Raw genomic sequence first — 25,959 nt, forward strand, 5'->3', positions numbered from 1 at the left:
TGAAGCTTCTCGCACCAAGCCATACATGGGACTTTTCTCGTTCGGCAAGAAAGACGACGCCCGCGCCGCGAGCGACGCATACTCCGATTCCCCGCGCGGCTCGCGTCATACCGTGCGCACGGAGCGCCGCACGCGCCGCACGGACCGTCCCGATGCCGACGCCATGATGCTCGACCCCACGCTTCCCGAGAAGCAGCGCGCGCGGCGCAGGCTCGTCGGGGCCATTGCGCTGGTGCTGGCGGCGGTCATCGTCCTGCCGATGGTGCTCGATTCGCGCCCGAAACCCGTCGCTGACGACATTTCCATCGATATTCCCAACCGCGCCGCGCCCGCCGCGAAGCAGTCCCGCGAGGCGAACGATGCAGACACGCAGGCAGGCGTCGCGCACGATACGCCGCCCGCCGCAACCGATACGGCCAATGTCGCCGCAGGCGTGACGCAGCCGCAACCGTCGGCCTCGGCGCCCGCGGCCACTGCGCAGGCCAAGCCCGAAGCGAAGGCTGAAGCGAAGCAGCCGGCACCCGTTGCCAAGGAAGCCGCCAAGCCGCAGGCCCAAGCGGCCGCGGAAAAGGACACCACGGCAAGCCCTGCATCAAGCGCGGCGAACACGCCGTCGTCGCCGGCAGGCAGCCGCTTCGTGCTCCAGATCGGCACGTTCGACGACGACACGGCAGCGCAGAACTGGGTCAACAAGTTGAAAGCGGCGGGCGTGCCCGCATATCTCGAACATCGTCAGCAGTCGGATGGCTCATCCCGCGCGCTGTTGCGCGCAGGACCGTTCCCGGATCGCGCGTCGGCGTCCGCCGCGCTCGTCAAGGTGCGGCAGGCGGGCCTGGCCGGCGGCAAGCGGTCGGCGTCGAACTAAGCGTCGATGTCGATGTTCACGAGCTTCGACTACGCCGTGATGGCCGTGATCGGCCTGTCCGCCTTGCGCGGCATGTGGCGCGGGTTGCTCGCCGAAGCCTTCGGGCTGGTCGGCTGGGTCGCTGCCATTCTGATCGCGGGCCGGTTCGTGAGCGTGGTGGTGCCGTACATCCCGGCATACTGGCCGGGCGGCGCGCTGACTCAGTGGGTCCTCGCGTTCTTGCTGGTGGTCGGCACGGTGCTGCTGCTGTCGAGCGTGCTGTCGGCGCTGCTCACGCGCATGACTGAAGTAACGGGCCTGCGCGGGGTGGATCGCTCGCTGGGCCTGCTGTTCGGCCTCGTCAGAGGCGCTATATTGGTGGTGATTCTGGTCGCGCTCGCAGGTCTGACGGAATTGCCGCAGAAGGATTTCTGGCGTAACGCGCTGCTGCGGCCCATGGCCGAGCAGGGCGTGCGCGAATTGAGACCGCTTCTCCCCGATACGCTCGCCGCGTATGTGCACGTCGCACCGCAGTCAGGCGACACGGCGCCAAGCGCCGCACAATAGACGAACGGCAGGCTACACGAGGAACGCGCGACGGCCACTTGCGCCGCCGAACGCGCCCGCTCGCGGGACTCGTTCGACCCGGCGCGACGCCGGCACGCCTCTCTACCGTTTCGACTCTTTGAAGGACCATGCCATGTGCGGCATCGTAGGTGTAGTTTCCCAAAGCCCCGTCAATCAGCTCATCTATGACAGCCTGCTGCTCTTGCAGCATCGCGGGCAGGATGCGGCGGGAATCGCGACAGCGAACGGCAACAACTTCCACATGCACAAAGCCAACGGCATGGTGCGCGACGTGTTCCGCACGCGCAACATGCGCAGCCTGCCGGGCAACGTCGGCATCGGGCAAGTGCGCTATCCGACGGCCGGTTCGGCGTCGAACGAGGAAGAAGCGCAGCCGTTCTACGTCAACGCGCCGTTCGGCATCATCCTCGCGCACAACGGCAATCTGACGAACTGGATGCAGCTGAAGGACGAGATGTTCCGGATCGATCGCCGGCACATCAACACCGCGTCCGACACCGAAGTGCTGCTGAACGTCTTCGCGCACGAACTGCAACTGGCGAGCTCCGGTCTCGAACTCGACGAAGCCGCGCTGTGGAAGGCGGTCGCGGGCGTGCATCGGCGGGTGAAGGGCTCCTACGCGATCGTCTCGCTGATCGCGGGCTACGGGCTCGTGGCGTTCCGCGATCCGTTCGGCATTCGCCCGCTCGTGCTCGGCAAGCTGGAAACATCGACGGGCGTCGAGTGGATGGTGGCGTCGGAATCGGTGGCGATCGAAGGCATCGGCTTCGAATTCGTGCGCGACATCGAGCCGGGCGAAGCGATCTTCATCGACGCCGACGGCAATCTGCACAGCCACCAATGCGCCGAAAAGCCGGTGCTGAACCCCTGCATCTTCGAACTCGTGTATCTGGCGCGTCCGGATTCGTGCCTCGACGGCGTGCCGGTCTACAACGCGCGTCTGCGCATGGGCGACTATCTCGCCGAGAAGATCAAGCGCGTGCTGCCCGACGTGCCGATCGACGTCGTGATGCCGATTCCCGATTCGTCGCGCCCCGCCGCGATGCAGGTGGCGGCCAAGCTCGGCGTCGAATATCGCGAAGGCTTCTTCAAGAACCGCTACGTGGGCCGCACGTTCATCATGCCGGGCCAGGCGGTGCGCAAGAAGTCGGTGCGCCAGAAGCTGAACGCCATGGGCATCGAGTTCAAGGGCAAGAACGTGCTGATCGTCGACGATTCGATCGTGCGCGGCACGACATCGCATGAAATCGTGCAGATGGCCCGCGATGCCGGCGCGAACAAGGTGATCTTCGCGTCCGCCGCGCCGCCGGTGAAGTTCCCGAACGTGTACGGCATCGACATGCCGACGCGTGGCGAACTCGTCGCGCATGGCCGCAGCGACGACGAAGTGGCGCGCATGATCGGCGCTGACCATCTGGTGTATCAGGACGTCGAGGATCTGAAGAACGCGGTGCGCGACATCAATCCGGCGCTGAAGGATTTCGAGGCGTCCTGCTTCGACGGTCACTACATTACCGGCGACGTCACGACCGACTATCTGGATCGCATCGAAACCGCGCGTCTCGCTCCGCAAGAGCAAACGGACCGCGACATCGCGGGCGAGGCACTCGAAGGCGGTCCCGCGCGTTCGCAACTGCACCTGCAACTGTCGGTGGAATAAGCCTTCGTATTTGCTTCGAGAAGCCCGCTCGGTCGATCAGACGAGCGGGCTTTTTTGCGTCTGTTGCTCGCGCGGCGTCTTCAAAGCGCCGCTGCGCCATTGCCCCGGCGGGATGCCGAAGCGTTTCGAGAACGCATGCGTGAACGCGCTTTGATCCGCAAACCCGACTTCGAGCGCGACATGCGTGAGCGAGGCGCGCGGATCGGCGAGCAGCGTCAGCGCCGTGTCCAGACGCAGGCGATGCACATAGCGATGCGGCGTCTCGCCGAACGCCTCGCTGAACAACTGGTGAAAGCGCCGCATGCCGAAGCCGCAATGCGCGGCGAGATCCGCAATGCGTAGCGGCTCGCAAAGATGCGCGCGCAGCCACCGGTCGATGCGCGCGAAGTCGAGGCCGCGCAATTCGGCATCGAGCGATGCGCCCGCGCCGGCCATCAAGGCGCCGCACAGATGCGTGGCCGCTTGCCAGCCGAGACGCGCGGGCAGGGCAGTATCGTCGGTAGGAAGGCGCCCGGCGACGCTCGCGACGAGCTGCGTGACCGATGCATCGAGATCGACGGTACGCGCGCGTTCAAAGAAACGCGCAGGCACCGCGACCGATGAAGCGGGAAGATCGAGCACGAGCTGGCGATTCACGCCTTCGGCCCAGTACTCGTGACGCGCGCCGGCAGGAATGATCCACGCGCGATGACGGTCGATGAGCGATTCGCCGCCCTCCACCGCCATGCCCATTGCGCCGTCGAAACCGAGCACGATCTGATGGAAGTCGTGCTCGTCGGACGCCTGCACCGCTTCATAGCGGCGCAGCGAAACGGTAGGGCGGGGGACCGGCGCGCTCATGCCGTCTTGCTCAAACGTCGAGCAGTTCCACTTCGAAGACGAGCGTGGCGTTCGGCGGAATCACGCCGCCCGCGCCGCGCGCGCCGTAACCGAGTTGCGGCGGAATGGTGAGACGGCGCACGCCGCCGACCTTCATGCCCTGCACGCCTTCGTCCCAGCCTTTGATGACCATGCCGCCGCCGAGCACGAAAGCGAAGGGATCGTTGCGGTCCTTGCTGGAGTCGAACTTCTGGCCGTCGGTCAGCCAGCCGGTGTAGTGCACGCTGACGGTCTTGCCCGCGACGGCTTCGGCGCCTTCGCCGACGGTGACGTCTTCATACTTGAGACCGGAATCGGTCGTGACTGTCGACATTGTTTGCTCCTGGTTGCACGGCTCTACGCCGATGGTCGAAACCACCATTGTAGAGCGTAGCAACGAAGCGAGTCAGGGCGATCAGGAGTGACGGCCGCGTGGATTCATGCGGCTGCCGATGCGCGGGCGGTCCGCGTTCATCGGCGAACCGACCCGGGCGCCCACGTTCGGGCTCACGCTCACGCCGAATTCGGGGCTGATGTACGAAGGCTCCATCCCATTGCCCGGCATGAGATCGCGCGTATCCCTTTTCGCGAGCTTCAGCGCCCGCACGCGGACATACGCCATGGCGATGAACGTCCACGGCGCGAGGTACGCGAACTCGGGCACCGACACCATCATCATGGTCCACGTCGCCACGCAGCACTGGCGCAGCGCCATGCCGCGCGCGTCCCAGTCGAGCTTGAACGCGGGGTAGAGCATCAGCACGCTGACGCCGACGAGACCGATCACCCCCGTGTTGACGAGCAGGGTCGAAAACAGATCGGTGGACCGGATATAGCCGAAGCCGATACCGAACAACTGGTTCAGCGGCGATGAATGCGCCCACAAGCGCAACGACTCCAGGAACAGCTTCGCGCGGTCGGAGCCGGACTCGTTCTTTCCTTCCAGCTTGTCCATCACCATCTGCTGGAACAGGTCGGCGATATAGTCCTGCAACGCGAATGCGACCAACGCCACCAGGAAGAGGCCGATGAGCGCCTTGATCGGATTGATGCCGAGCTTGCGCATGCGAATGAGCGCGAAGACGGCATAGCCGATCAACACTGTGGACGACGTACTCATGAGAAGCGAGATCCCGATGATCCACACCGGCCAGCGCAAACGGGCCGTCGCGTTGAAGTAGATCCAGAAGGGGAAGATGGACATGGCGTACATCGACGGTTCGCCGGTCAGCGCCTTGAGACGCTGTATCGACATGCCGCCCGCGCTCACGGTCTGGAACGAACTGCCGTTCACGGTGCCGTCCGAGCGCACGATGCCGCGGCCGAACTGGTCGCCGAACGCGCGGTTCGAGATGAAGTCGCCGGGCGAGCCCGTCAGCACGTAGAACACCACTTCATAGATGCCGTAGAGGGCGAAGAGCGTCACCGCCGCGAAGATCCACTGGTCCCACGTCGGCCGGTAGTAGTAGTACACGTACGCCGCGTACAGCACCACCGCCGCCACGTAGATGGACTGCGTGAACATGCTCTTGCGCATGATGAACGTGACCGGGTCCTTGTCGTCGACGAGCGCGATCTTGCTGAAGTCGGCATCGAACGGAGCCATGACGTCCGCGAGTTGCGTCGTGCACAGCATCAGCAGCCAGACGAGGATGGCCGCGCCCACGAAGTGCAGGTAGTTCTTGCGCGCACGGCCGCCGAAGAGAAGCACGAGCGGCACGGAAAGGAAGCACATGAGATAGCCGATCGTCGTGCCCTGAATCGACGGGATCACGAGGAACGACGTAACCGGCATCGCGAAGGCCCAGATGCGGTAGTACTTGTCGACCAGCGTTGCTTTGTCTTTCATCGTAGAGAGTGTTGCTGCGTCTTTTGTTTGCTTGCCGTTACGTGTGAAGGCCGCCCCCTGAAACGCAACGCCGCGTGACGGGCACGCGGCGTTTCGCTCAAGCAATCATGCTGTGCTTCGAGACGTTCATCAGTTCGCCGACTTGAAGCTGCTCGTGTACGCCGCCGCGTAACCATACGTGCGGCGGTTGCTGCGACGCTTCGGGATGGCGTTGAACACCGAGCCGACGAGACGTCCGCCTGCGCGCTGCACCTTCTTGACCGTCTCTTCGATTTCCTCTTCGCTCTGGATGCCCGAGCGCAGCACCAGAACCGTCGAGCCTGCATCGCTTGCGACGATGGCCGCGTCCGTGACGGCGAGGAACGGCGGAGTATCGATGAGCACGAGGTCGTACTGATCGCTCAGGCGCGCGAGCATGTCGCGGAAGCCCGGCATCATCAGCAGTTCCGACGGATTCTCCGGGTAGCTGCCGCACGACATGAACGAGAGCCCCGGCACGCCGACCTGACGAATCGCTTCGGCCGTGCCCACTTGCCCCTTCAACACTTCCGACAGACCGCCGGGATTCGCCTGCTTGAAGAACGACGCGATATGGCCGCGGCGCAAGTCGCCGTCGATCAGCAGCACGCGCAGGCCGATTTCCGCGAGCAGCACGGACAGATTTGCCGCGACGAAGCTCTTGCCCGCCGAGGGAATCGGACCGGTCAGCATCACGATGTTGTTCGGCGCGTTCACGAGGTCGCGATACAGCTCGGTGCGCACAGCGCGCAGCGCTTCGACGGCCGGATCGTGCGGATAGCGCGTGGCGAGCACGAAGGCGTCGCGGTCGGCGCCGGCGAGATTCGGCATGGTGATGTCGTCATGCGGCTCGCGCTTGACGTGCGGCAACGCCTTCGGCGCGCTGCCCGCCTGCGTGGTCGAATGACCCAACGCGTGACCGACCGGCGACACCGAGATCTCGTGATCGAGCAACTGCTGCTGACGGCTGAAGAGCACCTCGCCGAGCACCGGCACCGAGAGGCGACGTTCGACGAACATCGGATCGGTGACGCCGATCATCGCGTGGCGGCGCAGGAAGATGAAGAACGTGCCGACGAAGAAGCCGAGCGCCGTGCCCGCGACGATCACGAGCGGCTTGTTCGGCTTCACCGGACGATGCGGACGCAGCGCGTTATCGACGATGTGCGCGCCGCCGCTCGTGCTGGCGCGACGAATCGACAGCTCTTCGGCCTTGTTCATCATGCCGAGGTAGACGGTTTCCGCAACGCGCGCATCACGCGTGAGTTCGGCGCTTTGGCGTTCCGAAGCGGGCATGCTGTCGAAGCGCGACTGGATCTGCTTGTTGGTCTGCTCGTATTGCGCGATCTGCTGATCGAGATTGCGAACCTGCGGGCTGTCCGGCGTGAAGCGCTGCAACGCTTGCGTGCGCTGCAGTTGCAGCATCGCGAGTTGCTGCATCGAAGTGATGCTGCCTTGCAGATACGCCTGCGCTTCGTTGATCGGCTGCACCGACTGGGACTTCGCGCGGAATGCGCTCAAGCGGCCTTCGGCGTCCTTCAGGTCGCGCTCGAGGCGCGGCAGTTCCGAGCGGATGAATTCGAGCGTCTTCGTATCGTTGGCCTGACGGCTGGCTACGGCGGCGGCGAGATACGCCTGACCCAGCGCGTTCGCGACCTCCGCGGTTTGATCGGGATCTTCGCCGTTATACGAGATTTCGACGATGCCCGTGTCCTTCGTGGACTCGGCCACTTTGATCGACTTCAGCAGCAGGTCGATGGCATCCAGCGTGTTGTAGCGCGTGACCGTGAAGTGCACGCCCGGATGACCGACGGCGCCGTCCACGAGCATCGACACGCCGTGCGCCGAAGCGGGACGACCGATCGTGCCGCGCAACAGCACGTTGCCGTCCGGGTCTTCGAGCTGGTACTGATTGTTGTCGAGCAACGTGAAGTCGAGCTTTGCGTCTTCGAGCGACGGCGGAACGTCAAGACGCGCGATGCGCAGATCTTCGCCGCCCCACGCGTACGATTTCATGCCGAACCATGCGGGCGCGAGATGGCCGCGCTCGGCGAACATGCCCGCGATCCAGCCGAGCACCGGCATGGTATGCGGCTTGACCTTGACGTCGAAGTGGAACTGGTTGACGACCGGCTCCAGCACCGAGCGGCTCTTCATCACCGAGATTTCAGCCGGCGCGAGTTGAGTGGCCGACATTTGCGGCTGCTGCGCCTGCATCTGATTTTGCGGCGCAATGCCGAGCGCGTTCGGATCAGGCGGATCGACACGCACGACGACGTCGGCCGAATAGATCGGCTTCGCGAGGAATGCATAGGCGGAGGCAAGCGCAGCGGCCGCCACGACGAACACCAGCAACATGCCGATGTGATCGCGCAGCAGCTTGATCATGTCGCCCGCAGTGAATTCATTGTCGTCCTTGCCAGGACGCGAAGATCCGGAGTTGACGTATAGCGTGTTCAAAGGCGGCATCCTCTGTTCGAATGTTGAGCGTGGTTTTCCGGGCCAAACAGAAACGCAAAGCCCGCGCGGTTGGCCGCGTTACGTCGTTCGTGTGTGTATCCGGCGTGGCCGGGAGAGTCAAAGGCTTCAGGCGGTACGGCTCGTCGAGTTGCGCTCGAACGAGGAGAGCGCGAATCGGCGAGGCGCTCTCTATCGATCTGCAACGGCAGGGTGTTCGCCCCACGCCTGTGTGCGAATCGACACCATACGCCCAAAAAAAATACGTAGCGTCAGGCTAATCTTCCAGCCTCGAAGTGCTTACGTCTGTTAAGTAGCGAACCAATCTAGAGCGTAGTGGTGCGTACCGCACTTGCATCGACGAGGTTTCGGGCGATAATTACTGATTTCGCCCGAAAGACATTCGTCAGACATAACGTTTTTTCCGTTACGTTGTCCGTTAAGGCATGGGATTCGCTTTGATGAAGTCCCGCACGACGTTGAAGCGCGGCTTGCGCGTCTGCCCGTCGTCGTGAATCACGCCGTAATTCCCATCGCCGCCGAAGCGCTCGTCATCGTATAGCTCATAAAGCGTGACGTTTTGAACGTCGTACTTTTTGGCCACTTTCACGAAGCCGGCAAGCGCGTCCTTGCCTGTCAGGAAACCGCCGGGGTCCGCATGATTCGGGCGCACGCCAAATTCCGTGATCCAGATGGGCTTGCCATAGCTGTCGCGCAGACGTTCGAGCACATTGACCTTTTTCGGGCCGGCCGCCGTGATCGAACCCATGTTCGAATACCAGTGCCACGCCGTGATGTCCCATTTCGGAATCGGATGACCTTTGGTGCCGTCCGGCTGCGTGCCGGCGAAGAGCATGTCCGTGAAGCCGTAATGCAACCAGCCGAAGGACGTGAGCAGGATCTTCGCGTCCGGGTTCGCTTCGCGTATGCCTTTGATGAGGCCGAGTATCGAGCCACGCGCTTTCATGAACCTCGCGTTGTCGTAATCCGACGGATGCTCGCCGCTGCGATCCGAGCCCAGGATGGTCCAGTTGTCGTATTCGTTGCCTACCTGATAGTAAGTGACGAGGCCCTTCAACACGCGCCCCGCCGTCTTGCCCAGCGCATAGCCCCGCTCGAAGGTCTCCTGCTCGTTCGCGCGCTTTTGCGGTTCGAACGGCGTCACGAGCGCAAGCACGCTAATGCAGGATTCCGCGGCCTGACGCGCGAACTTCGCGACGAGATGCGCGCTGTCTTCGCTCGACACGTCCTGCGCATAGATCGTGGCGCCGAGATCGCGCACTTGCGAGATCTGCTGGGAAAAGTCGGTCGTGCGATAAACGCCGCGATGTTCGAGATGGCCGACCACGCCGTAGAACACACCTTTCGTCTGATCGTCGCATTGCATGTTCGCGGCATCGGACGGTGCGGACTGCACCGCGCCGGTTCGCGCCTGCACCACGGCGGAGCCGCACAGCAGCGCGCCGACCAACGAAATTGCCACCCACAGCCTTCGCTTCAACATTCATCCCTCGCGAGAAAGCGTGATCAACTGGGAACGTCCGAGTGTTGCGGCGATGCCGGATCGAATGCGCCGCGGCACGGCATGGCGGGCAGCATCACGTTTTGCGCTTGCGCATCGAACGCCTCGCGTGAGAAGCGGCGGCGGAAGCTGTTGGCAAGCGCCGTCATCGGCACGTCCCGCGCGGCAAAAATCCGCTCGACGAATGCCTCGTGGTCGCCCGGACGGAAGAGCAGGGCATTCGGCAAATAAGAATCGAGGCCCGAGATGCGCGACACGACGATGGGCCGCTCGGCCAGCACCGCTTCGATCATCACGAGCGGCACGCCTTCGAACGCCGACGGCAACACGAGCGTATCGCTTGCGACGATGTAGGGCAGCACGTCGTGCTTCGGCCCGACGATGCGCACGCATGCGGACAAGACCGGACTTGCATCGACCATCTCGGCAAGCCGCGCGGCATCCGGTCCTTCGCCGACGATCAGCACGACCGTATGCCTGAACGCGTCCGCATGACGCTCGATGGCTTCCATCAGGAAGTCCTGACGCTTCTGCTTGAAGTTGATGCGGCCGATATGCGCGATGATCGTCGTGCCATCGTCCGGCAGGCCCAACGCGGCGCGCGCGGCGGGCTTCGTCAGCATGGAACGGCTGAAGCGGTCGTCGACGTAGTTTTCGAGAATCATCGTGCGCGCCTGAGGCGCGAGCGTGCGCAACTGGCCGCGCAGATGTTCGTTGAGCGTGACGAACTCGTCCGGCATGCGGTACAGCACGCGTTTGACGAGCCACTTGATCTTGTCGGTAACGCCGCCATCCTCCGGCGCTTCGTCGACGAGCGGCAGATAGCTCAGCGTCGGCACGCGCGCATAACGCGCCCCCAACAGTCCCGCGAGGCCGGATGCAATCGTGCCCTGTGCAATGAGCAGCTTCGTGAGGTTGAGCGTGCGCAGCGTCGCCGCCGTCGAGCGAATCGCGCGCAACAGCGCAAAGAGGTCGCCGCGAAGGGATTCCGCCGTATAAGCGAGCCCGATGGTGCGGACCTTCGCGTGCTGGCGGCTCAGATCGCTGACATAACGGTAGAGGGCTGCGTTCGTCCGCGGCACGAGAATGTGGAGCGTGTCGACGTTCCCGCTCGAAATAAGCGCGAGCATAAAACGCTTGAGCATCTCCTCGTGCCCACCGTTGATGCCCGAATCGCAATAGATTCCAACGTTCACTGTGTTTCCCCTGTCGCGCGCGTTGGCGCGCTTTGACATCTGCTTATCGTCTATTTATGAACTGCATGAGCATTCGCGCACTCTCGGTCCAGCGATACCGCTCTGCATGCGCGAGTCCCCGGCGTCGAAGGTCTTCGCTCAGTTGCGGCGAGTCCAGCAGCTCACGCAGCTTCGCGGCGATGTCCTCTACCGAGAAGGGGTCGCAGTAAATGGACGCATCGCCGCACGTTTCGGGCAGCGCGGCTGCGCGGCCGACGAGCGTGGGGCATCCGTTACGCATCGCTTCCAGTGGCGGAATGCCGAAGCCTTCATATATCGAAGGGTAAAGAAAGCAGGCTGCGTGCTGGTACAGCGCCTTGAGCTTTTCATCGCTCACGTAGCCCGCCTGCTTGATGTTCGGGGCGCTCGACAAATCCTGCGCCTTGCCGAAGATCGTCGCATTCTTCATGCCGACGATGACGAGATCGATGGACGGATCGTTCAGGCGCATGAACGCTTCGACCAGACGCTTGAAGTTCTTCGTCGGGTTCATGCTGCTCACGGCCAGAACGTAACGGTTCGGCGTGAGTTTCAGGTCGCCGATCACCGACGTATCCGGCACGATGTGATCCAGATGGTCCGCCGCGAGCGGCACGACGCCGATACGCTGCGGATTCACGCCGACATGATGCGCGAGACGGTCACGCGAGAACTCGGAGTTCGTCATCACGCAGCTCGACGTACGCGCGAGAATCCAGAACATCACGCGGTACCACATGCGGAATTTCCACGAGAAATGCGCAGGCGTGTCGAACACCGCTGCATCGTGCATGTAGATGATCTGGTTCGGCCGGAAGATCGAGCCCGAGTTGCTGAGATTGACGATGCGCGAGCGCCCCGCGAAAAGCGGCAGCACGATCTGCTCCCAGAACACGCCCTTGCCGAATCCCAGTTCGACGGTCGGCACGCCGTCCACCGGCACGAGGCCCGGTTGCGGCGGCACGGCCAGCGTCACATGCGAGCCTTCGGGCAGCTTCATCAGCGCGGCGACGAGTTCGCGTGCGACGCGCTGCACGCCGGTAGTCTTCTGGCTGGTGAAGCGGCCGTTGTAGACGAGCTTGTTTGGAGCGAAGGAGGTATTCATGTGTTACGCGTCAGAACTGTGAATCGGAGCTCGTCTCATACGATGCCACTTCATTCGCGCCGAGCGGTTCGCGCGAATGACGGTCCGAGCCGAACTCGTACATCGAGAGCCACTGGCGGAAGATGGCGTCCATCGAAAAGCGTTTGCACGCCGACGCGCGCGCTTCGGCGCCCATTCGTTCGCGCAGCGCCGCATCGTCGCGCAGACGCGCGATGTAGCCTTCCATTTCTTCGTCGCTTTTCGCGACGAAGCCTGTCACGCCGTGCTGAACCACGTCGCGGTTTCCCACCACGTCGGTGACGACTGCGGGGATGCCCGCCACCTGAGCTTCGATCAGCGCGATAGGCATGCCTTCCCAGCGCGACGTCTGCACGTAGATGTCGAGTTCCGATGTCAGTTCGAGGGCGCGCTCGCGCGTCACCCAGCCGCTGCATGTGACGGCGCTCTCCGACTGACCCGGCAGTTCTTCGACATTGCCGCCGATCCACAGAAACTTGACCGATGGCGCATGCAGGTCCGTCGCGAGCTTCACGAATGCCTCGTGATTCTTCTGGTACGAGGCGCGGCCACTCATGCCGATGACGAGCTCGCCGCTCGTCTTCTCGATGCGAGGCGGGATCTCAGCCACGTTCACGCCGTTTTCGATCACCCGCGCGTCAGGCGGCCTGACCTTCGTTTCGATCTCGTGCAGCTCGCTCATCGAACACGCGACGATGGTCCCGCCCATGCGCGCCGCGATGCGCTCGAACGTGAGATACGCGAACTGCTTGGCAGGCGATACATCGCGGCGCAGGAACGAGAGTCCATGCGGCGAATAGAACACGCGTGCTCGCGGCGCGGCGATACGCGCAGCGATGCGGCCCAAGACGCCCGCCTTCGAGGAATGCAGATGCACGACCGACGGATCACATTCGCGAAGCGCGCGCGCCAGATCGCGAACGCCGACGCAATCATTCTTCGGGTGCACTTCGCGGCACATGTTGACGTGCTTGAGTCTGACCGCGGGGTGGAACAGCTTCTCGAAGTTCGCTGGGGTTTCCTGCCTGATGGAATGAAGGATCGTTACGCCGACTCCTGCGGCCGCTGCGCGATTGGAAAGCTGGGTGAGCATCGAGAGAACCCCGCCTCCGAACGCTTCTGTTATATGGACGATCTCTTTCATGTTTGACTCTTCGAATAGCGTATTACCTGCGCCCCGCGGCAATCGCAATGGAGAAGAACAGCGGTCTTGTCGTTATCAATGGTCGGTAAACCACACATCGCCATATGCAGCATGCTCTGACGGCAAGGGCGCATCCACGTTCAAAGGAAAACACAAAAAACAGAACTAGGCGCGCAGCATCGCTTACCGAGTGTGGTTTCGACCACTCGGTCGGAACGCACCCCACGCACGCCGCATGCGACTACAACGTATCGCCTGTCTTACGTGAATTCCAGGTCAACCGTGAGATGCGTCATCCCGTCAGGCTCGCCTGTTCATCCGAGCAGGCAAGTCCGTACAACTTCTCTCCGAACGGATAACGCAGGCCCGTTCACGCAAAAACGAATCGCGCGCAATCAGGGTTGTCGAGTCTGCTAAAAAATCCGTACGGAACGTAAAGTCCACTTGTCATGCAATTCGTCATGCAATCAGTCGAACGACCGCCCTGGCGAAAAGCGCCTGCTCGCACGCATACGCCGGGACATGCTACGCATTCCCGTGCCGGCCGACCCACGCGGACTTTACTGATGATGTCGAAGTCAATTGACTTCGGGTTCTGTCTTGATGTCGGACATGGTCCGTTGTGCAAAGGCTATTTCGCATACGTCCAGCAGGATGCGAAGATCCTTGACCGGTACCGCAGCGGATTGCATACGCAGATTTTCAGCGCGCTCGACCAGCCTTTGCACGCGTTCGAACGATAGGTCGTCTTGTTTCATGCCACGGCTCACAATAAGGATTGATACCTAGTACCATAAGCCCCGATTTGTCATCCGTCCGTGCGCTGCCCCACATACACCGGTGCAACTTTCGGAGTAGCGGGCAAGCAAGACACAAAAGCTTCATCGGGCGACGTGCAGCTTTGGCATGTCGTCCGTGAAAGTTCTATAGCAAGGACAGTGCAGGCAAGGTCGGGGTGCGAAGGAAAACCGGGGCTGTCAGACAGACAGCCCACGTGAGGACGCAGGAAACGGGCCAGGTCTCAACCTGCTCCGCCTGGCGTCATGGGACGCTTCAGCAAGGGCACGCCTTCGAGATGAAGCGTGAAGGCCATGGCGGCGGCAACGGCCGTCTCCACGATCAGGACGGTTGCGGCGGCGCCCTGTTCGCCGAAGAGCACAGCCAGCACCGCGAGCAAGCTGAAGTTCAGGATCGCGGAGCCGATCAACACGCGGCTGAAGTGCGACTTCATGCCGAGCGGAAGCATGGTCTGAACGCCGAAAAGGTCGGTCAGGCCCGACATAAGCGGCACGAAGGCCATCCAGCGCAGCACATCGACGGTAGGCCCGAACTGCGGACCATACAGCAGCTTCACGGCAAGCGGCGCGCCGAAGAAAATGCACACGGAGATGAGTGAAACGATCGTGCCTTGCACGACGAACATCTTGCGCAGGAACGCGAAGGCATCTTCGCGTGCATGGTGCATGAGGAAGCTCACGCGCGGATAAGCCGCCGTCTTGAGCGGTCTCAGCATGTTGAGCGCCGCGCGAATCAGCTTGTCGGCCGCGGCGAAGTAACCGCCCGCGACGTTGCCCGAGATGAACGTCAACAACACGATGTTGCTCGACGCATAGATGTCGACGAGCGATGTCGCCATGAAGACGCTCCATCCGTCTTTCAAGCGATCGATGACGGTCCTGAGCGTGATGTGAACGAAGTCGATATCGCGCCGGAAGTACAAGTAAATGCAGATCGCGATGCCCGAGCCGAGCGGCACCAGCGTATTCACGAGCATCGCGTTGTTCACGTCGTCGTGATGACGCACGAAGAGATACATCGCGGGAATACTGAGCGCGCGTCCGACGAACACGAGCGCGCTGATCACGCCGAGATCTTCGACGCCTTGGAAGTACCACGTGGGAATGAGCATCGAGCCGATGGCCATGCCGAAGCCCACGAGCAGCAGTTGGCGATTCTCCGCGAGCGTCGGCACGACGAACGTCAGCCCGAGCAGCACGAGAAAGCCGGCTACCGAGAGCGCCATCTGCGCATACATGGTTTCCCAGAAAATCTGGGAACGCACCGCGCGGTTATCGCGATTGATGGATATCTTGGGTGTGGCGGTCAGTGAGAAGCTGAAGTTCGTGAGAGTGATGAAATAGGCCGTGAAGGCCATCGCAAACGAAAGCCGGCCATACTCGCTCGGACCCAGAACGCGTGCGAGCCACGGCAGCGTCAGGAGCGGTGCGAGGTAGGTCGATACCTGCAACGTCATCAGAATCGTGAAGTTCTTTCGAAAAGATGCCATTGAGCGATTTTTCCCGGCTTGAGTGCTGCGCTTGATTTCGATGACGCAAAAAATGCTGACTCATACGTGCCTCGTGCATGTTCGCCCTTCGGCGAGCCATTGCCAGACAACGCATCGGACGAATAGTTTCGTCGGACGCGCGGCTCGCAACGGCAGGACGTAAGCCATACAGGGCGAATCACCCGCGTCTTGGCCTGACAGCGAGTGAGCGAAGGACATGCGAGGGTAACGATGCAACGACATGACGGCGCCGCTTCAGTATCGCACCACGGGGCACGAGTATGACGCGGACACAAGTAATGGGTATTTAACAGGAAAAAAAAGAATTGTTCAGTGGGTTTGCACACGAACGAATCGGCGCGCGTATGCATACATGCAGCGCAAAACGCCAAGGCGCCCGTGATGTAGAGCCTGCGAGTACGCCGACATTCGACGATGCACGCGAGCCGCACGGGCGTGCGCGCTCACGCACGCGGTTTGCTCAGTCGCAACGGGAACGGTTGAGAGCCGGGGTTGAGCAGTGACGCTCTTCGCACCGCTGTGCGTTCGGCGCTCACATATAATGGGCTGACGATAGGGTACACACATAGAGTACACAGATCGCGGCTACACAGATTGGCCACACGGCTTGCATCGCTCAGGGCGCTTATCGGCGACCGGAACGCATCCGCTCCAGCGTCATCCACTGCAACATCGATACATGCAAGGACTAACAACCGTGACCACGTCTTTCTCAAGTACGGTCGAACGCACAGGCGCGCAGTCCGGCGATCCGGTCGTCGCAGGAAACGACGGCGTTCTGGTCCTCGATGCGGCCCTGCGCTGCGTCTCGGCCGACGCCACCTTCGCCCATCTCTTCGAACTGGATGCCTTGGCCCTCGCGAATCGCGCGCTCGCCGACACGCCGCTGCCCAAGCCGCTCGCGGCCGCGCTCGCCGAAGCCGCGGATGCCGCGTTCGCCGGTCACGGCATCAGCCGTGCGCGGGTGACGTTCGATGACGACGCCGCCTCGCGCAGCTTCAGCATCCTAGCGCTGCCGTCGGCAGGGTCGGTGACGGTCGTGGTCTCCCCGTCGGCCGATGCGTCGGAGGAAGTGGCGCCCGGCCGCATCGCGCATCTTCGGGCGGAGGCCGCGCTCTTCATGCGCGATCACGTGCTGTCCATCGTCTCGCATGACCTGCGCGGGCCGCTCAACGCCATTCACAGCTGGGGCTACGTGCTGGAACGCAAAGTCGACGCGAAAGATCCCGCCGCGCAACGCGCGCTGACGGGCATCCGCTCGGGCGTCGAGCAGCAGGTCAAGCTGATCGAGCAGTCCGTCGATACCACTCGCGCCGAAACGCGCGCCGTCGCGCTGTCGCTCGCGCCGGTGGCCGTGCGACCGCTCCTCGACAAGAGCGTGGCCCTCGCGCGCGCGAGCATCGCTCGCTCGCGTGGCATCACCTTCGCGGTGGAGTCGTCGTTGGCCGAAGAGCAGGTCGAAGGCGATGCGGAGCGGCTCACGCAAATGCTGTGGCTCATGCTCACGTTCGCCGCGGAAGCGAGCGCGCGCGACGCGATCGTGCAGGTGTCGAGCGTCATGGAAGGCGGCATGTGGCGTACGGACGTGCGCTTCACGACATCGGCGCAGGCGCTGACCGATGCGTCAGCGCCGCACGCGCTCGAAGCGTTCGCGCGCAGGCAGGCGCTCGAACCGCGCGAGGCCGGACGCATCGCGTGGGGGCTCGCGCTCTGCAAGCGCGTCGCAGAGGCGCACGGCGGCGGCTTCGAGCACGCGAATATCGTCGACGGCCAGGAGGCCGTGCTGTCGGTGCGTATCGCGGTCGCAGGAATGTAAGTTGACTTTCGATTACCTGTCGCCCATATACTGACGCTTTCCATTTTCGACGAGAGTTGCTTTGGCTCAGGTTGTCGCGCTGATCGGCGCATTGTTGTTGGTCGCCCTCAACGGTTTTTTCGTTGCGGCGGAATTCGGCCTCGTGAAACTGAGGGCGACGCGCGTCAAGGCCATCGCGCGGACCAACGGCCTGCCCGGCCGCTTGCTCGCCAAAGTGCACGGACAGCTCGACGCCTATCTCTCGGCATGTCAGCTCGGCATCACACTGGCCTCGCTCGGGCTCGGCTGGATCGGCGAACCGGCATTTGCCGCGTTGCTGCATCCGCTCTTCGCGCTCGTCGGCGTGCATTCGGAACAGGTGATCGAGTCCGTCTCGCTGTTCTTCGCGTTCTCGGTCATTTCGTTTCTGCATATCGTCGTCGGCGAGCTCGCGCCCAAGTCGTGGGCCATTCGCCGCGCCGAACAGGTGGGCTTGTGGCTCGCCACGCCGCTCTACGGTTTCTACTGGCTCATGTACCCGTTCATCTGGGTGCTGAACACGAGCGCGAATCTCGTGCTGCGGCTCTTCGGCATGTCCGGCGAGCACGGCCACGACGCCCAATATTCGACCGATGAACTCAAGCTGATCCTGCGCGGCCGGCGTCATGGCGGCGCGTCGTCATATAACGCGGACGAGTGGAACACCATCGCGCATTCGCTCGACTTCAGCCGCATGACGGTCTCTGACTTGATGCGGCCGGCGCACGAACTCGTCGGCCTGCGCAACGACTTGCCCGCCCGCGAGAATCTCGCGGTGATCTCGCGGCATCGCTTCAGCCGCTATCCGCTGTATGCGGATGCTTCGGGCGAGCGCGTGATCGGCATGGTTCATCTGAAGGACTTGCTGCTGGACCGCGGGCTGGCGAGCCGCACGTTCAGCTTCAGCATCACGAAGGACGCGAGCAAGCTGGAGAAGCTCGCGCGCTATGCGCGGCCGGTGCAGTACGTCGCGCCGAATCTGTCCGCGCTCGAACTCTTCCGGCGCTTTCGCAAGGGCGCGCCGCATCTCGCCATCGTCGGCAGGAAGGGCGCGAAGCCGATCGGCTTCATCACGCTCGATAACCTGCTGGGCGCGCTCGTCGGCCAGATTCACGATGAATTCCGTCAGGGCGACGCGGACTGGTCGCGCATGGACGACGGCACGCTGATGGGCAAAGGCTCGTTGCCGGTGGTGTCGCTGGAACGTGCGCTCGGTATCGATATCGACGAAGGCCGCGCCGAGTCGGTCGGCGGGCTCGTGATCAACGCGCTGGGCGATCTGCCATCGGAAGGGCAGCGCGTGGGCTTCGACCACTTCGATATCGTCGTGAAGAAGATGAACGGGCCGAGAATCGTGCTTGTTCGCGTCTATCCCCGCGAAGAGGCGCTAGAAGGGGCCGAATAGCGCGATGGCCGCGAGCGGCCATCGCAGACAAACGCAGCATCAGGCGCCTGGAACGCCTTCCTCGACGAGCAACGCCACCGGCATCACGCCGAGAACGTCGCGCACGAACAACCGCTCGCCGTCGGCCTTCGGCGCGTTGGGACTGAGCCAGTCGAATAGCGCGCGCGAATGCAGCGCTTCCGGCAGCACGATCGACGTATCGCCCCAGACCGAAGGCTCGACCAGCGGCACATCGCGCTTATCGCCGAGCAACCGCGCCGCATGCCGCGTCGCGACGACGATCGCATACGCGCTGCCCGCATGCCGCGCATAGGCGATCACATGCTTCGCGTGTTCGCCCTGCACGGTGAGCGGCACGTAATCGCCCTGCGCGAACAGCGACTCGCAGTGCTTGCGCAGCGCCAGCGCGCGCCGCACCAGCCCGAGCTTCACGCGGCCATCGCGCCAGTTCTCCATCTGCTCGGACGGCGGGCCTTTTTCGTCGATCTCTTCGAGCCACTTGCGGCGCAGCGCGTAATCCACCGGACGCCGATTGTCCGGATCGACGAGACTGAAATCCCACAGCTCCGTGCCCTGATACAGGTCCGGCACGCCCGGCGACGTGAGCCGCAAGAGCGTCTGCTGGAAGCTGTCGATGGCGCCGAGCGGCCCGATGCGCTCGACGAACTTCGATAGCTCCTGCAGAAAGCCGCTGCGGCGCTGCGGCGCGACGATATCGAACAGGAAGTCGCGGCACGCCTGCTCGTACGCCTCGTCGGGCGCGAACCAGCTCGTGCGCAGCTTGCCTTCGCGCAATGCCTTCAGCTGCCATTGCGCGACGCGTTCGGCGAGTTCCTGCACGCCCGCTTCGTCGTCCGGCGACAGCGTGAGCGGCCAGCAGCCGACGAGCGTCTGATAGAGCATCGATTCGGCGGCGGGACCGGGCGCCCAGTCGTGGCTGTCGCTCGTTTCGTTGTGGCCGCCGTTGGGGCCGCGCCGCAACGGCGCGTTCAGCGTGGACCACGCCTTCTGCGTCGCGGCCCATTCGTCGGGAATCTCGCTCAATGCGGCGATGCGCGCGCGCACGTCCTCGCCGCGTTTGTGGTCGTGCGTCGCGGTGCAGAGCATCGCGTGCGGGAAGGTTGCAAGGCGCTCGCGATTGGCCTTGTGGAACTCTTCGAGCGACAGCGAAAACTCGCCCGGATCGGCGCCCACTTCGTTGCGCGAGATGAGGCGCCCATAGCGATAGCACGCCGTATCCTCGACCGCCTTTGCCGCGACAGGCGAGGTGAGTTGCGAGAACAGCGTCTGCGCCGCGCGCCGCTGCGATCCCGCCGATGCCTGCGGGCTCTGGTTCGGATTCTGGCCTTGACCGGCGTGAACCTGCGCGTGATTGCGCTCGCGATTGCGTTCGGCCGCGCGATCGCGCTGACGGTCGTTCCTGTCGCCGCGCTCGTGCTGCGCGCCGTCGTCGGGCAGCTTGCCGCCTAGCCATTGCGCGACCTGATCGAGTATCTGGTGATCCGCGCTCGCCAGCGACGCGCGCGCGGCTTCCAGTGCCTGCGAGAAGTAGCGCTCGTCCTCGGGACTGCGCACGCCGCCGACCGGATAGATGCGATACACCGGAAAGTGCACGACGAGTTCCGCCACCACGCGGCGAATCGACGTGAACGTGTAGTCGCGCGTGGTCTGCGCATCGCGTGCAATGCGATGCAGCGCCCGCGTCACGCGATCCAGTTCCGCCGACAGGTTCTCCGCGAGAATCTTGCGGCGCGCGATCAGCGCTTCGTCCGAGAATTCGCTGCTCTTGCCAGTCAGTTCGGCCCACAGCCTGGCAAGCGGCTCCGCGCCCGCCGGATCATGCAGGAGCGCGCCGACGTCGTTCATGAAGTCGTAGCCGGTCGTCCCATCCACCTGCCAGTCGCGGCGCAACGGCTCGCCGCGCGCCAGAATCTTCTCGACGACGAAATAGGTGTGGCCATTGCCGTTGCGCAACGCTTCGGGCCGCTCCGCCGACAATTCTTCGAGCCGCGCGCGCAGGCGCTGGCAATACTCGCGCGGTTCCGCGAGACCATCGACGTGATCGATCCGCACGCCGTCGATCAGCCCTTCGGTGAAGAGCCGGAAGATCAGCGCATGCGATGCCTCGAACACTTCGGGCCGCTCGACGCGCACGCCGCCTAACGTGCTCACGTCGAAGAAGCGCCGCCAGTTCACTTCGTCCGCTGCCGTGCGCCACCATGCGAGCCGATAGTGCTGGCGCTCCAGCAGCCGGTGCAGACGCTCGCGGCCCGCCGGCGTTTGCGGCGAATGCGCGGCGAGCACCGCTTCGATTGCGGCCCGGCCGCCTTCCGTGTTCGCGATGGTCACGAGCGCCTTGCGTGCGTCGGCGGCGCGCGGCTGATCGACGGGCTGCGTCGTCAGGCCGGCGAAGCGTTGCGCAAGCTCGGGCGCTTCCTGAAGCACGGCGGGGTAATCCACCGGACACACCGGGAACACATGCGAGTAGTACTCGATGACGAAGCGCCCCTCCTCCTGACGATACGCGAGCTTGATCTTGCCGCCTTGCAGCTCTTCGCCGTAGGCCGCGCCGAGAAACGGCGCGAGCACCTTGCCGCGCAGCGCGGGATCGGGCGAGTGCCAGTCGACATCGAAGAAGCGCGCATGCGCCGCGTGGCGTCCCCATTCGAGGATGTCCTGCCACCACGCGTTCTCCGATCCGCCGACGCCCATGTGATTCGGCACCACGTCGACGATCAAGCCCATGTCATGCGCGCGCAGCTTTTCGACGAAGCGGCGCAAGCCCTCCTCGCCGCCGAGCTCGGGGTTGACCTTCGTGTAGTCGACGGTGTCGTAGCCGTGCGTGGAACCGGAGGTCGCGGTCGTGATCGGCGACGCATACGCGTGGCTCACCCCGAGCGACGCGAAATAGTCCACTTGCGCGGCGGCGTCGTCGAAGGTGAAGTCCTTGTGAAGCTGAAGCCTTAGCGTGGAGCGCGGTACGGTCATGGTGTTTCGGATTTGGGTGTGTCTGAGTTGTCAGGGCGCACGGCGCGCTTGCGGGCTGATTCGACGGCGAGCAGACGGTCGCGGAACGCATCGTCGTTCATCATCTCGTCCACCGGCAGCGCGAGACGCCGCCTCCAGTTCGGATGCTCGTCGATGGAACCGGGCAGATTCGGCTGCTCCACGAGTCCGAGCAGGTCTTCGAGCGGATACGTGACGAGCGGCGCGGGCGTCGTGCCGACGAAGGCCAGCGCCTCGTCCACCGGCGCGTTGTCGACGGAAGGCGGCGGCACGTCCTTCGGCGCGATGCCGGCTTCCTGGAACGCCTGCCACAGATGCCCGCGATCCACGCCGCGCTCTTCCATCGCCGCCTCGACCGGATCGCGGCCATCGGCGCGCGCCATCGTCTGGCCGATCTTCGAGCGCCATTCGATGTCTTCGCCGCGCCACCATCCGTTGACGGTCGGCAGGTCGTGCGTCGTGGTCGTTGCCGTCACGCCATCGCTCCATTCGCCCGGCGGCTTGAATCCTTCGCCGTCCTGAGCACGTTCGAACCATAATACCCGGATGCCTAGCAAACCCTGCTCCTGCAAGCGCTCGCTGAAGCCCGGCGGCACGGTGCCGAGGTCTTCGCCGACCACGATCGCGCGATGCCGCCACGATTCCAGCGCGATCAGCCGCAACAGGTCTTCGAACGGATAGCGCAGGTACGCGCCGTCCTTCGCGCTTTCGCCTTCGGGCACGAGCCAGAGGCGGCGCAGCCCGAGAATATGGTCGATGCGGATGCCGCCCGCGTGCGCGAACGCGGCGCGCAGCATGTCGATGAACGCGGCGAAGCCCTGCATGCGCATGGCGCGCGGCGAGAACGTCGTAAGTCCCCACGATTGCCCAGCCTGATTGAAGAGGTCGGGCGGCGCGCCGACGGACACGCCGGTCAGCATGTCGTCGGGATACGACCACGCGTGACTGCCCGCGCTATCGCAGCCGACCGCGAGATCCGCCACGAGACCGACCGCCATGCCCGCATCGCGCGCGGCGTGCTGGGCGTGCGCGAGTCCCTTGGCCGCGAGCCATTGCGTGAAGAGATAAAAGTCCACTTCGCGCCGATGCGCTTCGGCGAACGCGGTCACCGCTTCGCTGCGCGGGTCGCGCAGTTCATCGGGCCAGTTGCGCCAGTGGCCTTCGCCGTTCTGCGCGATCTGTTCGGCTTGCAGCGCTTCGAAGCGCGCGTGGTCCAGGAGCGCGCGTCCGCCTTTCTCGACGAACGATGCGAAGTCCTTCGCGAACGGCGAATCGTCGTCTTGCGAGAAGCCGTCGAAGAGGGCGCGCAGCACGGCCACGCGCGCTTGCATCGCACGCGGCCAGTCGATCAGCGGCAGTCCTTCGAGCGCGGCGAGTTCATCGGCGACGCCGGCTTTCTCGATCGCGGCGCGCGCAGCCGGTGCGCCCAGCACCGCGGCCGGATCGATATGCGCGATGTTGACGAAGAGCCGCGACGACGGCGAGTACGGGCTGCACTTGTTCGGCTCGGCGGTGAACATGGCGTGCATCGGGCTGATGGCGAGCGCGTGGCTGCCTTGCTTCGCCGCCTGCGTCGCGAGCGAGGCGAGCGCGGTGAAGTCGCCCACGCCGCCGTCGCCGTTGCGGCGCAAGCCATACACTTGCGCGGCGATGCCCCAGAGCGGCGGCGCGCCTTCGGTGTCGTCGGCGTCGTCATGCAACGCGCGCCATGCGTCATCGACCGTATAGCAGCGCGTCGGCGCGACGGCGAGCGTCGTGCGATGGTCGTTGATGACGAGCGTGTGATAGCCCGGCTCCGCAATCGGCGCGAGCAGCGCGGTCTCGCCTTTGGGCGACGTGAAGCGCCCGTCGATGATCTCGCCGTTCTCTAGCTCGACGCGATAACGCGCACCCGACTTCGCCGCCGCCGCGGGCAGCGCGATGCCGCGATCCACTTCCGCCGTGATGAGCGGCGGCAGCTTGCGGCCGCTCATTTCGGTATCGATGGCGGCCATGCTTTGCTTGATCTGCGTGGCGTTGCCGCACGGCAGGCCGAGCTTTTCGAGCAGGATGCGCAGCGTGTTTTCCGGCACGCGCTGCGTCTTCTTGTGCGCGTCCTGCCACTCGACTTCGAAACCCGCGCGCTCGGCGAGGGTTTCGATCGACGAGCGCGGGCGCTCACTTTGGCCTTGATTCGCGGCGGTCACGAGCGTTGTCCTTCAGTCGGTTCGAAGCGGCGCGCGTCGTGCGCGGTCGCGTATTCGTTCACTTCGCCGGTCAGCCACGCGACGAACGTGCGGCCGCCCAGTTCGCCTTCTGCCGTGCGATCCTGCGCGCGCGGCGGCGTCTCGAAGATCACCTTGCCTTGGGGGGCATCGGAAAGCGCGACGGATGCATCGGCCAGATTCAGCGCGATGGTGAGCGTCTCGCCGTCGCCGAGCTTCCAGCGCGCGACGAGCGCCTTCTCGCCGAGCACGCTCGCGCCGAGCGCCTTCGCGCCCTTCAGACGCGGCGTGATGAGCTTCGCGCGCACCGTCAGCGCCGAGCGATAGAAATGCAGCCATTCGAGGCGATCGAGTTCGTCTTCCTTGTTCGCGATGTTCGGCGACGACATCTCGAAGGTGCGCTTGTCGTTCGGATCAGGAATCTGCGCGCGGCGCTTTTCATCCGTGAACGCGGAGAACTTCGCGAATTCCTTGCGACGTCCTTCGCGCACCGCGTCGGCGAGTTCGTCGTGATAGTCGGTGAAGAACAGGAACGGCTGCTTCGAGCCGTATTGCTCCTCCATGAAAAGCATCGGGATCTGCGGCGACAGCAGCAGAAGGCCGGTGGCCGCATAGAGCGATTCGTCGTCGGTCAGCGCGCGCAGCCGGTCGCCCATCGCGCGGTTGCCGACCTGATCGTGATTCTGCAGGAACATGACGAAGGCCGTGGGCGGCAAGTGACCGCTCGGCTCGCCGCGCGGCGCGCCGTCGTGAATCGGCGACGGATCGCCCTGATACACGAAGCCTTCGGACAGCACGCGCGCGAGCTTTTGAATGGGCTCTTCCGCATACGCGCCGTAGTAGCTTTCGTTTTCGCCCGTGAGCAGCACGTGCAGCGTGTTGTGCGCGTCGTCGCTCCACTGCGCGTTGAAGTGGTTCTCGAGCAGGCTCGCCGTGTTGTGCTCGTTCTCCAGCACGAGATGCACGTGACGTCCCGCTTCCACGGAACTGCGCACGCGGTCCGCGAGTTCGCGCAGCCATTCGTCGTCGTTGATGGCGTGCACCGCGTCGAGGCGCAGGCCGTCGAAACGGTACTCGTTGAGCCAGTACAGTGCGTTGTCGAAGAAGAAGTCACGCACTTGCGGACGTTCGAAGTCGATCGCCGGACCCCACGGCGTGTTCACGCCTTCGCGGAAGAAGGTCTTCGCGTAGGCGTGCAGATAGTTGCCGTCCGGGCCGAAGTGGTTATAGACGACATCGAGAAAGACCATGAGACCCAAGCCGTGCGCGGTGTCGATCAACTGCTTCAGTTCTTCCGGACGGCCATACGCCGAATCGGGCGCATACGGCAGCACGCCGTCATAGCCCCAGTTGCGCGTGCCGGAGAAGTCGTTGAGCGGCATCAGTTCGATGGCCGTGACGCCGAGTTGCGCGAGTTCCGGCAGGCGCGCGGTAACGCCCGCGTAGCCGCCCATCGCGCCGACGTGCAGCTCGTAGAGCACGGTCTCTTCCCACGGCCGGCCGTGCCAGTTGGTATTCGTCCAGCGATAGGCGCGCGGATCGACCACTTCGCTCGGGCCGTTCACGTCCTGCGGCTGAAAGCGCGAGGCCGGATCGGGCACGGCGAGGTCCGCATCCAGACGATAGCGATACAGCGTGCCCGCGCCGCCATCGGCTTCGGCTTCGAACCATCCGTCGCCCGCGCCCTGCATATCGACGAGGTCGGGCGTCGTGCTGCCGGGGCGTTGAATCTCCACTTGAACGTGGTCGCGCGAAGGCGCCCAGAAGCGAAAGCGCGTGCGCGGACTGTCGCCCGCCGCGCCGGTGAGATGCGCGCCGAAAGGAAGGCAATGCGCGTGGTGATGCTGATGAGGATCGATCGGACGTTCGGACATGATTGAGTGCCAGTTTGCTTGTCGCATTGCCTACGGTGGAGCGTGCCGCGC

General features: G+C 63.9%; 18 protein-coding genes. 5 read left to right on the plus strand and 13 right to left on the minus strand.

Annotated features, from left to right (window positions below; translation table 11 throughout):
- Positions 1 to 25: 25 nt before the first annotated feature.
- From NCR35_RS14640 to purF, 3 genes are all read left to right on the plus strand, one after another.
- A complete protein-coding gene (locus NCR35_RS14640) occupies positions 26 to 865 on the plus strand; it encodes an SPOR domain-containing protein (RefSeq protein WP_250534884.1) in 840 nt (279 codons plus the stop codon).
- A 12-nt stretch (positions 866 to 877) separates the two neighbouring features.
- Positions 878 to 1,411 (plus strand): CvpA family protein, encoded by a 534-nt coding sequence (locus NCR35_RS14645; protein WP_250534965.1) that lies wholly within the window; start codon positions 878 to 880, stop codon positions 1,409 to 1,411.
- A gap of 133 nt (positions 1,412 to 1,544) precedes the next feature.
- The gene (purF, locus tag NCR35_RS14650) at positions 1,545 to 3,092 is read left to right on the plus strand and encodes an amidophosphoribosyltransferase (protein WP_250534885.1); all 1,548 of its coding nucleotides are present in this window, start codon (positions 1,545 to 1,547) and stop codon (positions 3,090 to 3,092) included.
- Positions 3,093 to 3,128: 36 nt separating this feature from the next.
- On the opposite strand, the gene NCR35_RS14655 is transcribed toward purF, so the two are convergent.
- The 10 genes from NCR35_RS14655 to NCR35_RS14700 form a co-directional block, all read right to left on the minus strand.
- Positions 3,129 to 3,932 carry an AraC family transcriptional regulator gene (locus NCR35_RS14655; RefSeq protein WP_250534886.1) on the minus strand — a complete coding sequence of 268 codons (804 nt, stop codon included), beginning with the start codon at positions 3,930 to 3,932 and terminating at the stop codon, positions 3,129 to 3,131.
- Between the two features lie 10 nt (positions 3,933 to 3,942).
- Positions 3,943 to 4,284 (minus strand): FKBP-type peptidyl-prolyl cis-trans isomerase, encoded by a 342-nt coding sequence (locus tag NCR35_RS14660; RefSeq protein WP_040049973.1) that lies wholly within the window; start codon positions 4,282 to 4,284, stop codon positions 3,943 to 3,945.
- Between the two features lie 81 nt (positions 4,285 to 4,365).
- Entirely contained in the window at positions 4,366 to 5,799 is a 1,434-nt protein-coding gene (locus NCR35_RS14665; protein WP_250534887.1) for an O-antigen ligase family protein, read from the minus strand.
- A 129-nt stretch (positions 5,800 to 5,928) separates the two neighbouring features.
- Positions 5,929 to 8,286, minus strand: a complete 2,358-nt coding sequence (locus tag NCR35_RS14670) for a polysaccharide biosynthesis tyrosine autokinase (RefSeq protein ID WP_502801677.1) — start codon at positions 8,284 to 8,286, stop codon at positions 5,929 to 5,931.
- A 427-nt stretch (positions 8,287 to 8,713) separates the two neighbouring features.
- Positions 8,714 to 9,778 carry a glycosyl hydrolase gene (locus NCR35_RS14675; RefSeq protein WP_250534889.1) on the minus strand — a complete coding sequence of 355 codons (1,065 nt, stop codon included), beginning with the start codon at positions 9,776 to 9,778 and terminating at the stop codon, positions 8,714 to 8,716.
- A 23-nt stretch (positions 9,779 to 9,801) separates the two neighbouring features.
- Entirely contained in the window at positions 9,802 to 10,992 is a 1,191-nt protein-coding gene (locus NCR35_RS14680) for a glycosyltransferase (protein WP_250534890.1), read from the minus strand.
- 43 nt (positions 10,993 to 11,035) lie between these two features.
- Positions 11,036 to 12,115, minus strand: coding sequence for a glycosyltransferase family 4 protein (locus NCR35_RS14685; RefSeq protein ID WP_250534891.1), 1,080 nt, complete (start codon positions 12,113 to 12,115; stop codon positions 11,036 to 11,038).
- Between the two features lie 10 nt (positions 12,116 to 12,125).
- Complete coding sequence (locus NCR35_RS14690; protein ID WP_250534892.1) at positions 12,126 to 13,277, minus strand: glycosyltransferase; 1,152 nt, start codon at positions 13,275 to 13,277, stop codon at positions 12,126 to 12,128.
- Positions 13,278 to 13,855: 578 nt separating this feature from the next.
- Positions 13,856 to 14,035 carry a hypothetical protein gene (locus NCR35_RS14695; RefSeq protein WP_159835836.1) on the minus strand — a complete coding sequence of 60 codons (180 nt, stop codon included), beginning with the start codon at positions 14,033 to 14,035 and terminating at the stop codon, positions 13,856 to 13,858.
- 263 nt (positions 14,036 to 14,298) lie between these two features.
- Positions 14,299 to 15,564 carry a flippase gene (locus tag NCR35_RS14700; protein ID WP_250534893.1) on the minus strand — a complete coding sequence of 422 codons (1,266 nt, stop codon included), beginning with the start codon at positions 15,562 to 15,564 and terminating at the stop codon, positions 14,299 to 14,301.
- A gap of 718 nt (positions 15,565 to 16,282) precedes the next feature.
- On the opposite strand from NCR35_RS14700, the gene NCR35_RS14705 reads away from it, so the two are divergent.
- Positions 16,283 to 17,401 (plus strand): sensor histidine kinase, encoded by a 1,119-nt coding sequence (locus tag NCR35_RS14705; RefSeq protein ID WP_250534894.1) that lies wholly within the window; start codon positions 16,283 to 16,285, stop codon positions 17,399 to 17,401.
- A gap of 61 nt (positions 17,402 to 17,462) precedes the next feature.
- Positions 17,463 to 18,824 (plus strand): hemolysin family protein, encoded by a 1,362-nt coding sequence (locus NCR35_RS14710; RefSeq protein ID WP_244849805.1) that lies wholly within the window; start codon positions 17,463 to 17,465, stop codon positions 18,822 to 18,824.
- 39 nt (positions 18,825 to 18,863) lie between these two features.
- On the opposite strand, the gene treY is transcribed toward NCR35_RS14710, so the two are convergent.
- The 3 genes from treY to treZ are packed head-to-tail and all read right to left on the minus strand — an operon-like array spanning position 18,864 to position 25,908.
- Entirely contained in the window at positions 18,864 to 21,812 is a 2,949-nt protein-coding gene (gene treY, locus NCR35_RS14715) for a malto-oligosyltrehalose synthase (RefSeq protein WP_250534895.1), read from the minus strand.
- Positions 21,809 to 24,016 (minus strand): 4-alpha-glucanotransferase, encoded by a 2,208-nt coding sequence (gene malQ / locus NCR35_RS14720; RefSeq protein WP_250534896.1) that lies wholly within the window; start codon positions 24,014 to 24,016, stop codon positions 21,809 to 21,811. Before malQ ends, treY begins: the two co-directional genes overlap by 4 nt.
- Positions 24,013 to 25,908 carry a malto-oligosyltrehalose trehalohydrolase gene (treZ, locus tag NCR35_RS14725; RefSeq protein WP_250534897.1) on the minus strand — a complete coding sequence of 632 codons (1,896 nt, stop codon included), beginning with the start codon at positions 25,906 to 25,908 and terminating at the stop codon, positions 24,013 to 24,015. The genes malQ and treZ overlap by 4 nt, the downstream gene beginning before the upstream one ends.
- Positions 25,909 to 25,959 lie beyond the last annotated feature (51 nt).

The sequence above is a fragment of the Caballeronia sp. AZ10_KS36 genome, assembly GCF_023631105.1.
In the GTDB taxonomy this organism is placed as follows: domain Bacteria; phylum Pseudomonadota; class Gammaproteobacteria; order Burkholderiales; family Burkholderiaceae; genus Caballeronia.

Excerpts from the sequence above, each read along its gene's own strand:
- NCR35_RS14640 (WP_250534884.1), top strand. The coding sequence starts at position 26 with ATGGGACTTTTCTCGTTCGGCAAGAAAGACGACGCCCGCGCCGCGAGC.
- NCR35_RS14645 (WP_250534965.1), top strand. The coding sequence starts at position 878 with ATGTTCACGAGCTTCGACTACGCCGTGATGGCCGTGATCGGCCTGTCC.
- purF (WP_250534885.1), top strand. The coding sequence starts at position 1,545 with ATGTGCGGCATCGTAGGTGTAGTTTCCCAAAGCCCCGTCAATCAGCTC.
- NCR35_RS14655 (WP_250534886.1), bottom strand. The coding sequence starts at position 3,932 with ATGAGCGCGCCGGTCCCCCGCCCTACCGTTTCGCTGCGCCGCTATGAA.
- NCR35_RS14660 (WP_040049973.1), bottom strand. The coding sequence starts at position 4,284 with ATGTCGACAGTCACGACCGATTCCGGTCTCAAGTATGAAGACGTCACC.
- NCR35_RS14665 (WP_250534887.1), bottom strand. The coding sequence starts at position 5,799 with ATGAAAGACAAAGCAACGCTGGTCGACAAGTACTACCGCATCTGGGCC.
- NCR35_RS14670 (WP_502801677.1), bottom strand. The coding sequence starts at position 8,286 with ATGCCGCCTTTGAACACGCTATACGTCAACTCCGGATCTTCGCGTCCT.
- NCR35_RS14675 (WP_250534889.1), bottom strand. The coding sequence starts at position 9,778 with ATGTTGAAGCGAAGGCTGTGGGTGGCAATTTCGTTGGTCGGCGCGCTG.
- NCR35_RS14685 (WP_250534891.1), bottom strand. The coding sequence starts at position 12,115 with ATGAATACCTCCTTCGCTCCAAACAAGCTCGTCTACAACGGCCGCTTC.
- NCR35_RS14690 (WP_250534892.1), bottom strand. The coding sequence starts at position 13,277 with ATGAAAGAGATCGTCCATATAACAGAAGCGTTCGGAGGCGGGGTTCTC.
- NCR35_RS14695 (WP_159835836.1), bottom strand. The coding sequence starts at position 14,035 with ATGAAACAAGACGACCTATCGTTCGAACGCGTGCAAAGGCTGGTCGAG.
- NCR35_RS14700 (WP_250534893.1), bottom strand. The coding sequence starts at position 15,564 with ATGGCATCTTTTCGAAAGAACTTCACGATTCTGATGACGTTGCAGGTA.
- treY (WP_250534895.1), bottom strand. The coding sequence starts at position 21,812 with ATGACCGTACCGCGCTCCACGCTAAGGCTTCAGCTTCACAAGGACTTC.
- treZ (WP_250534897.1), bottom strand. The coding sequence starts at position 25,908 with ATGTCCGAACGTCCGATCGATCCTCATCAGCATCACCACGCGCATTGC.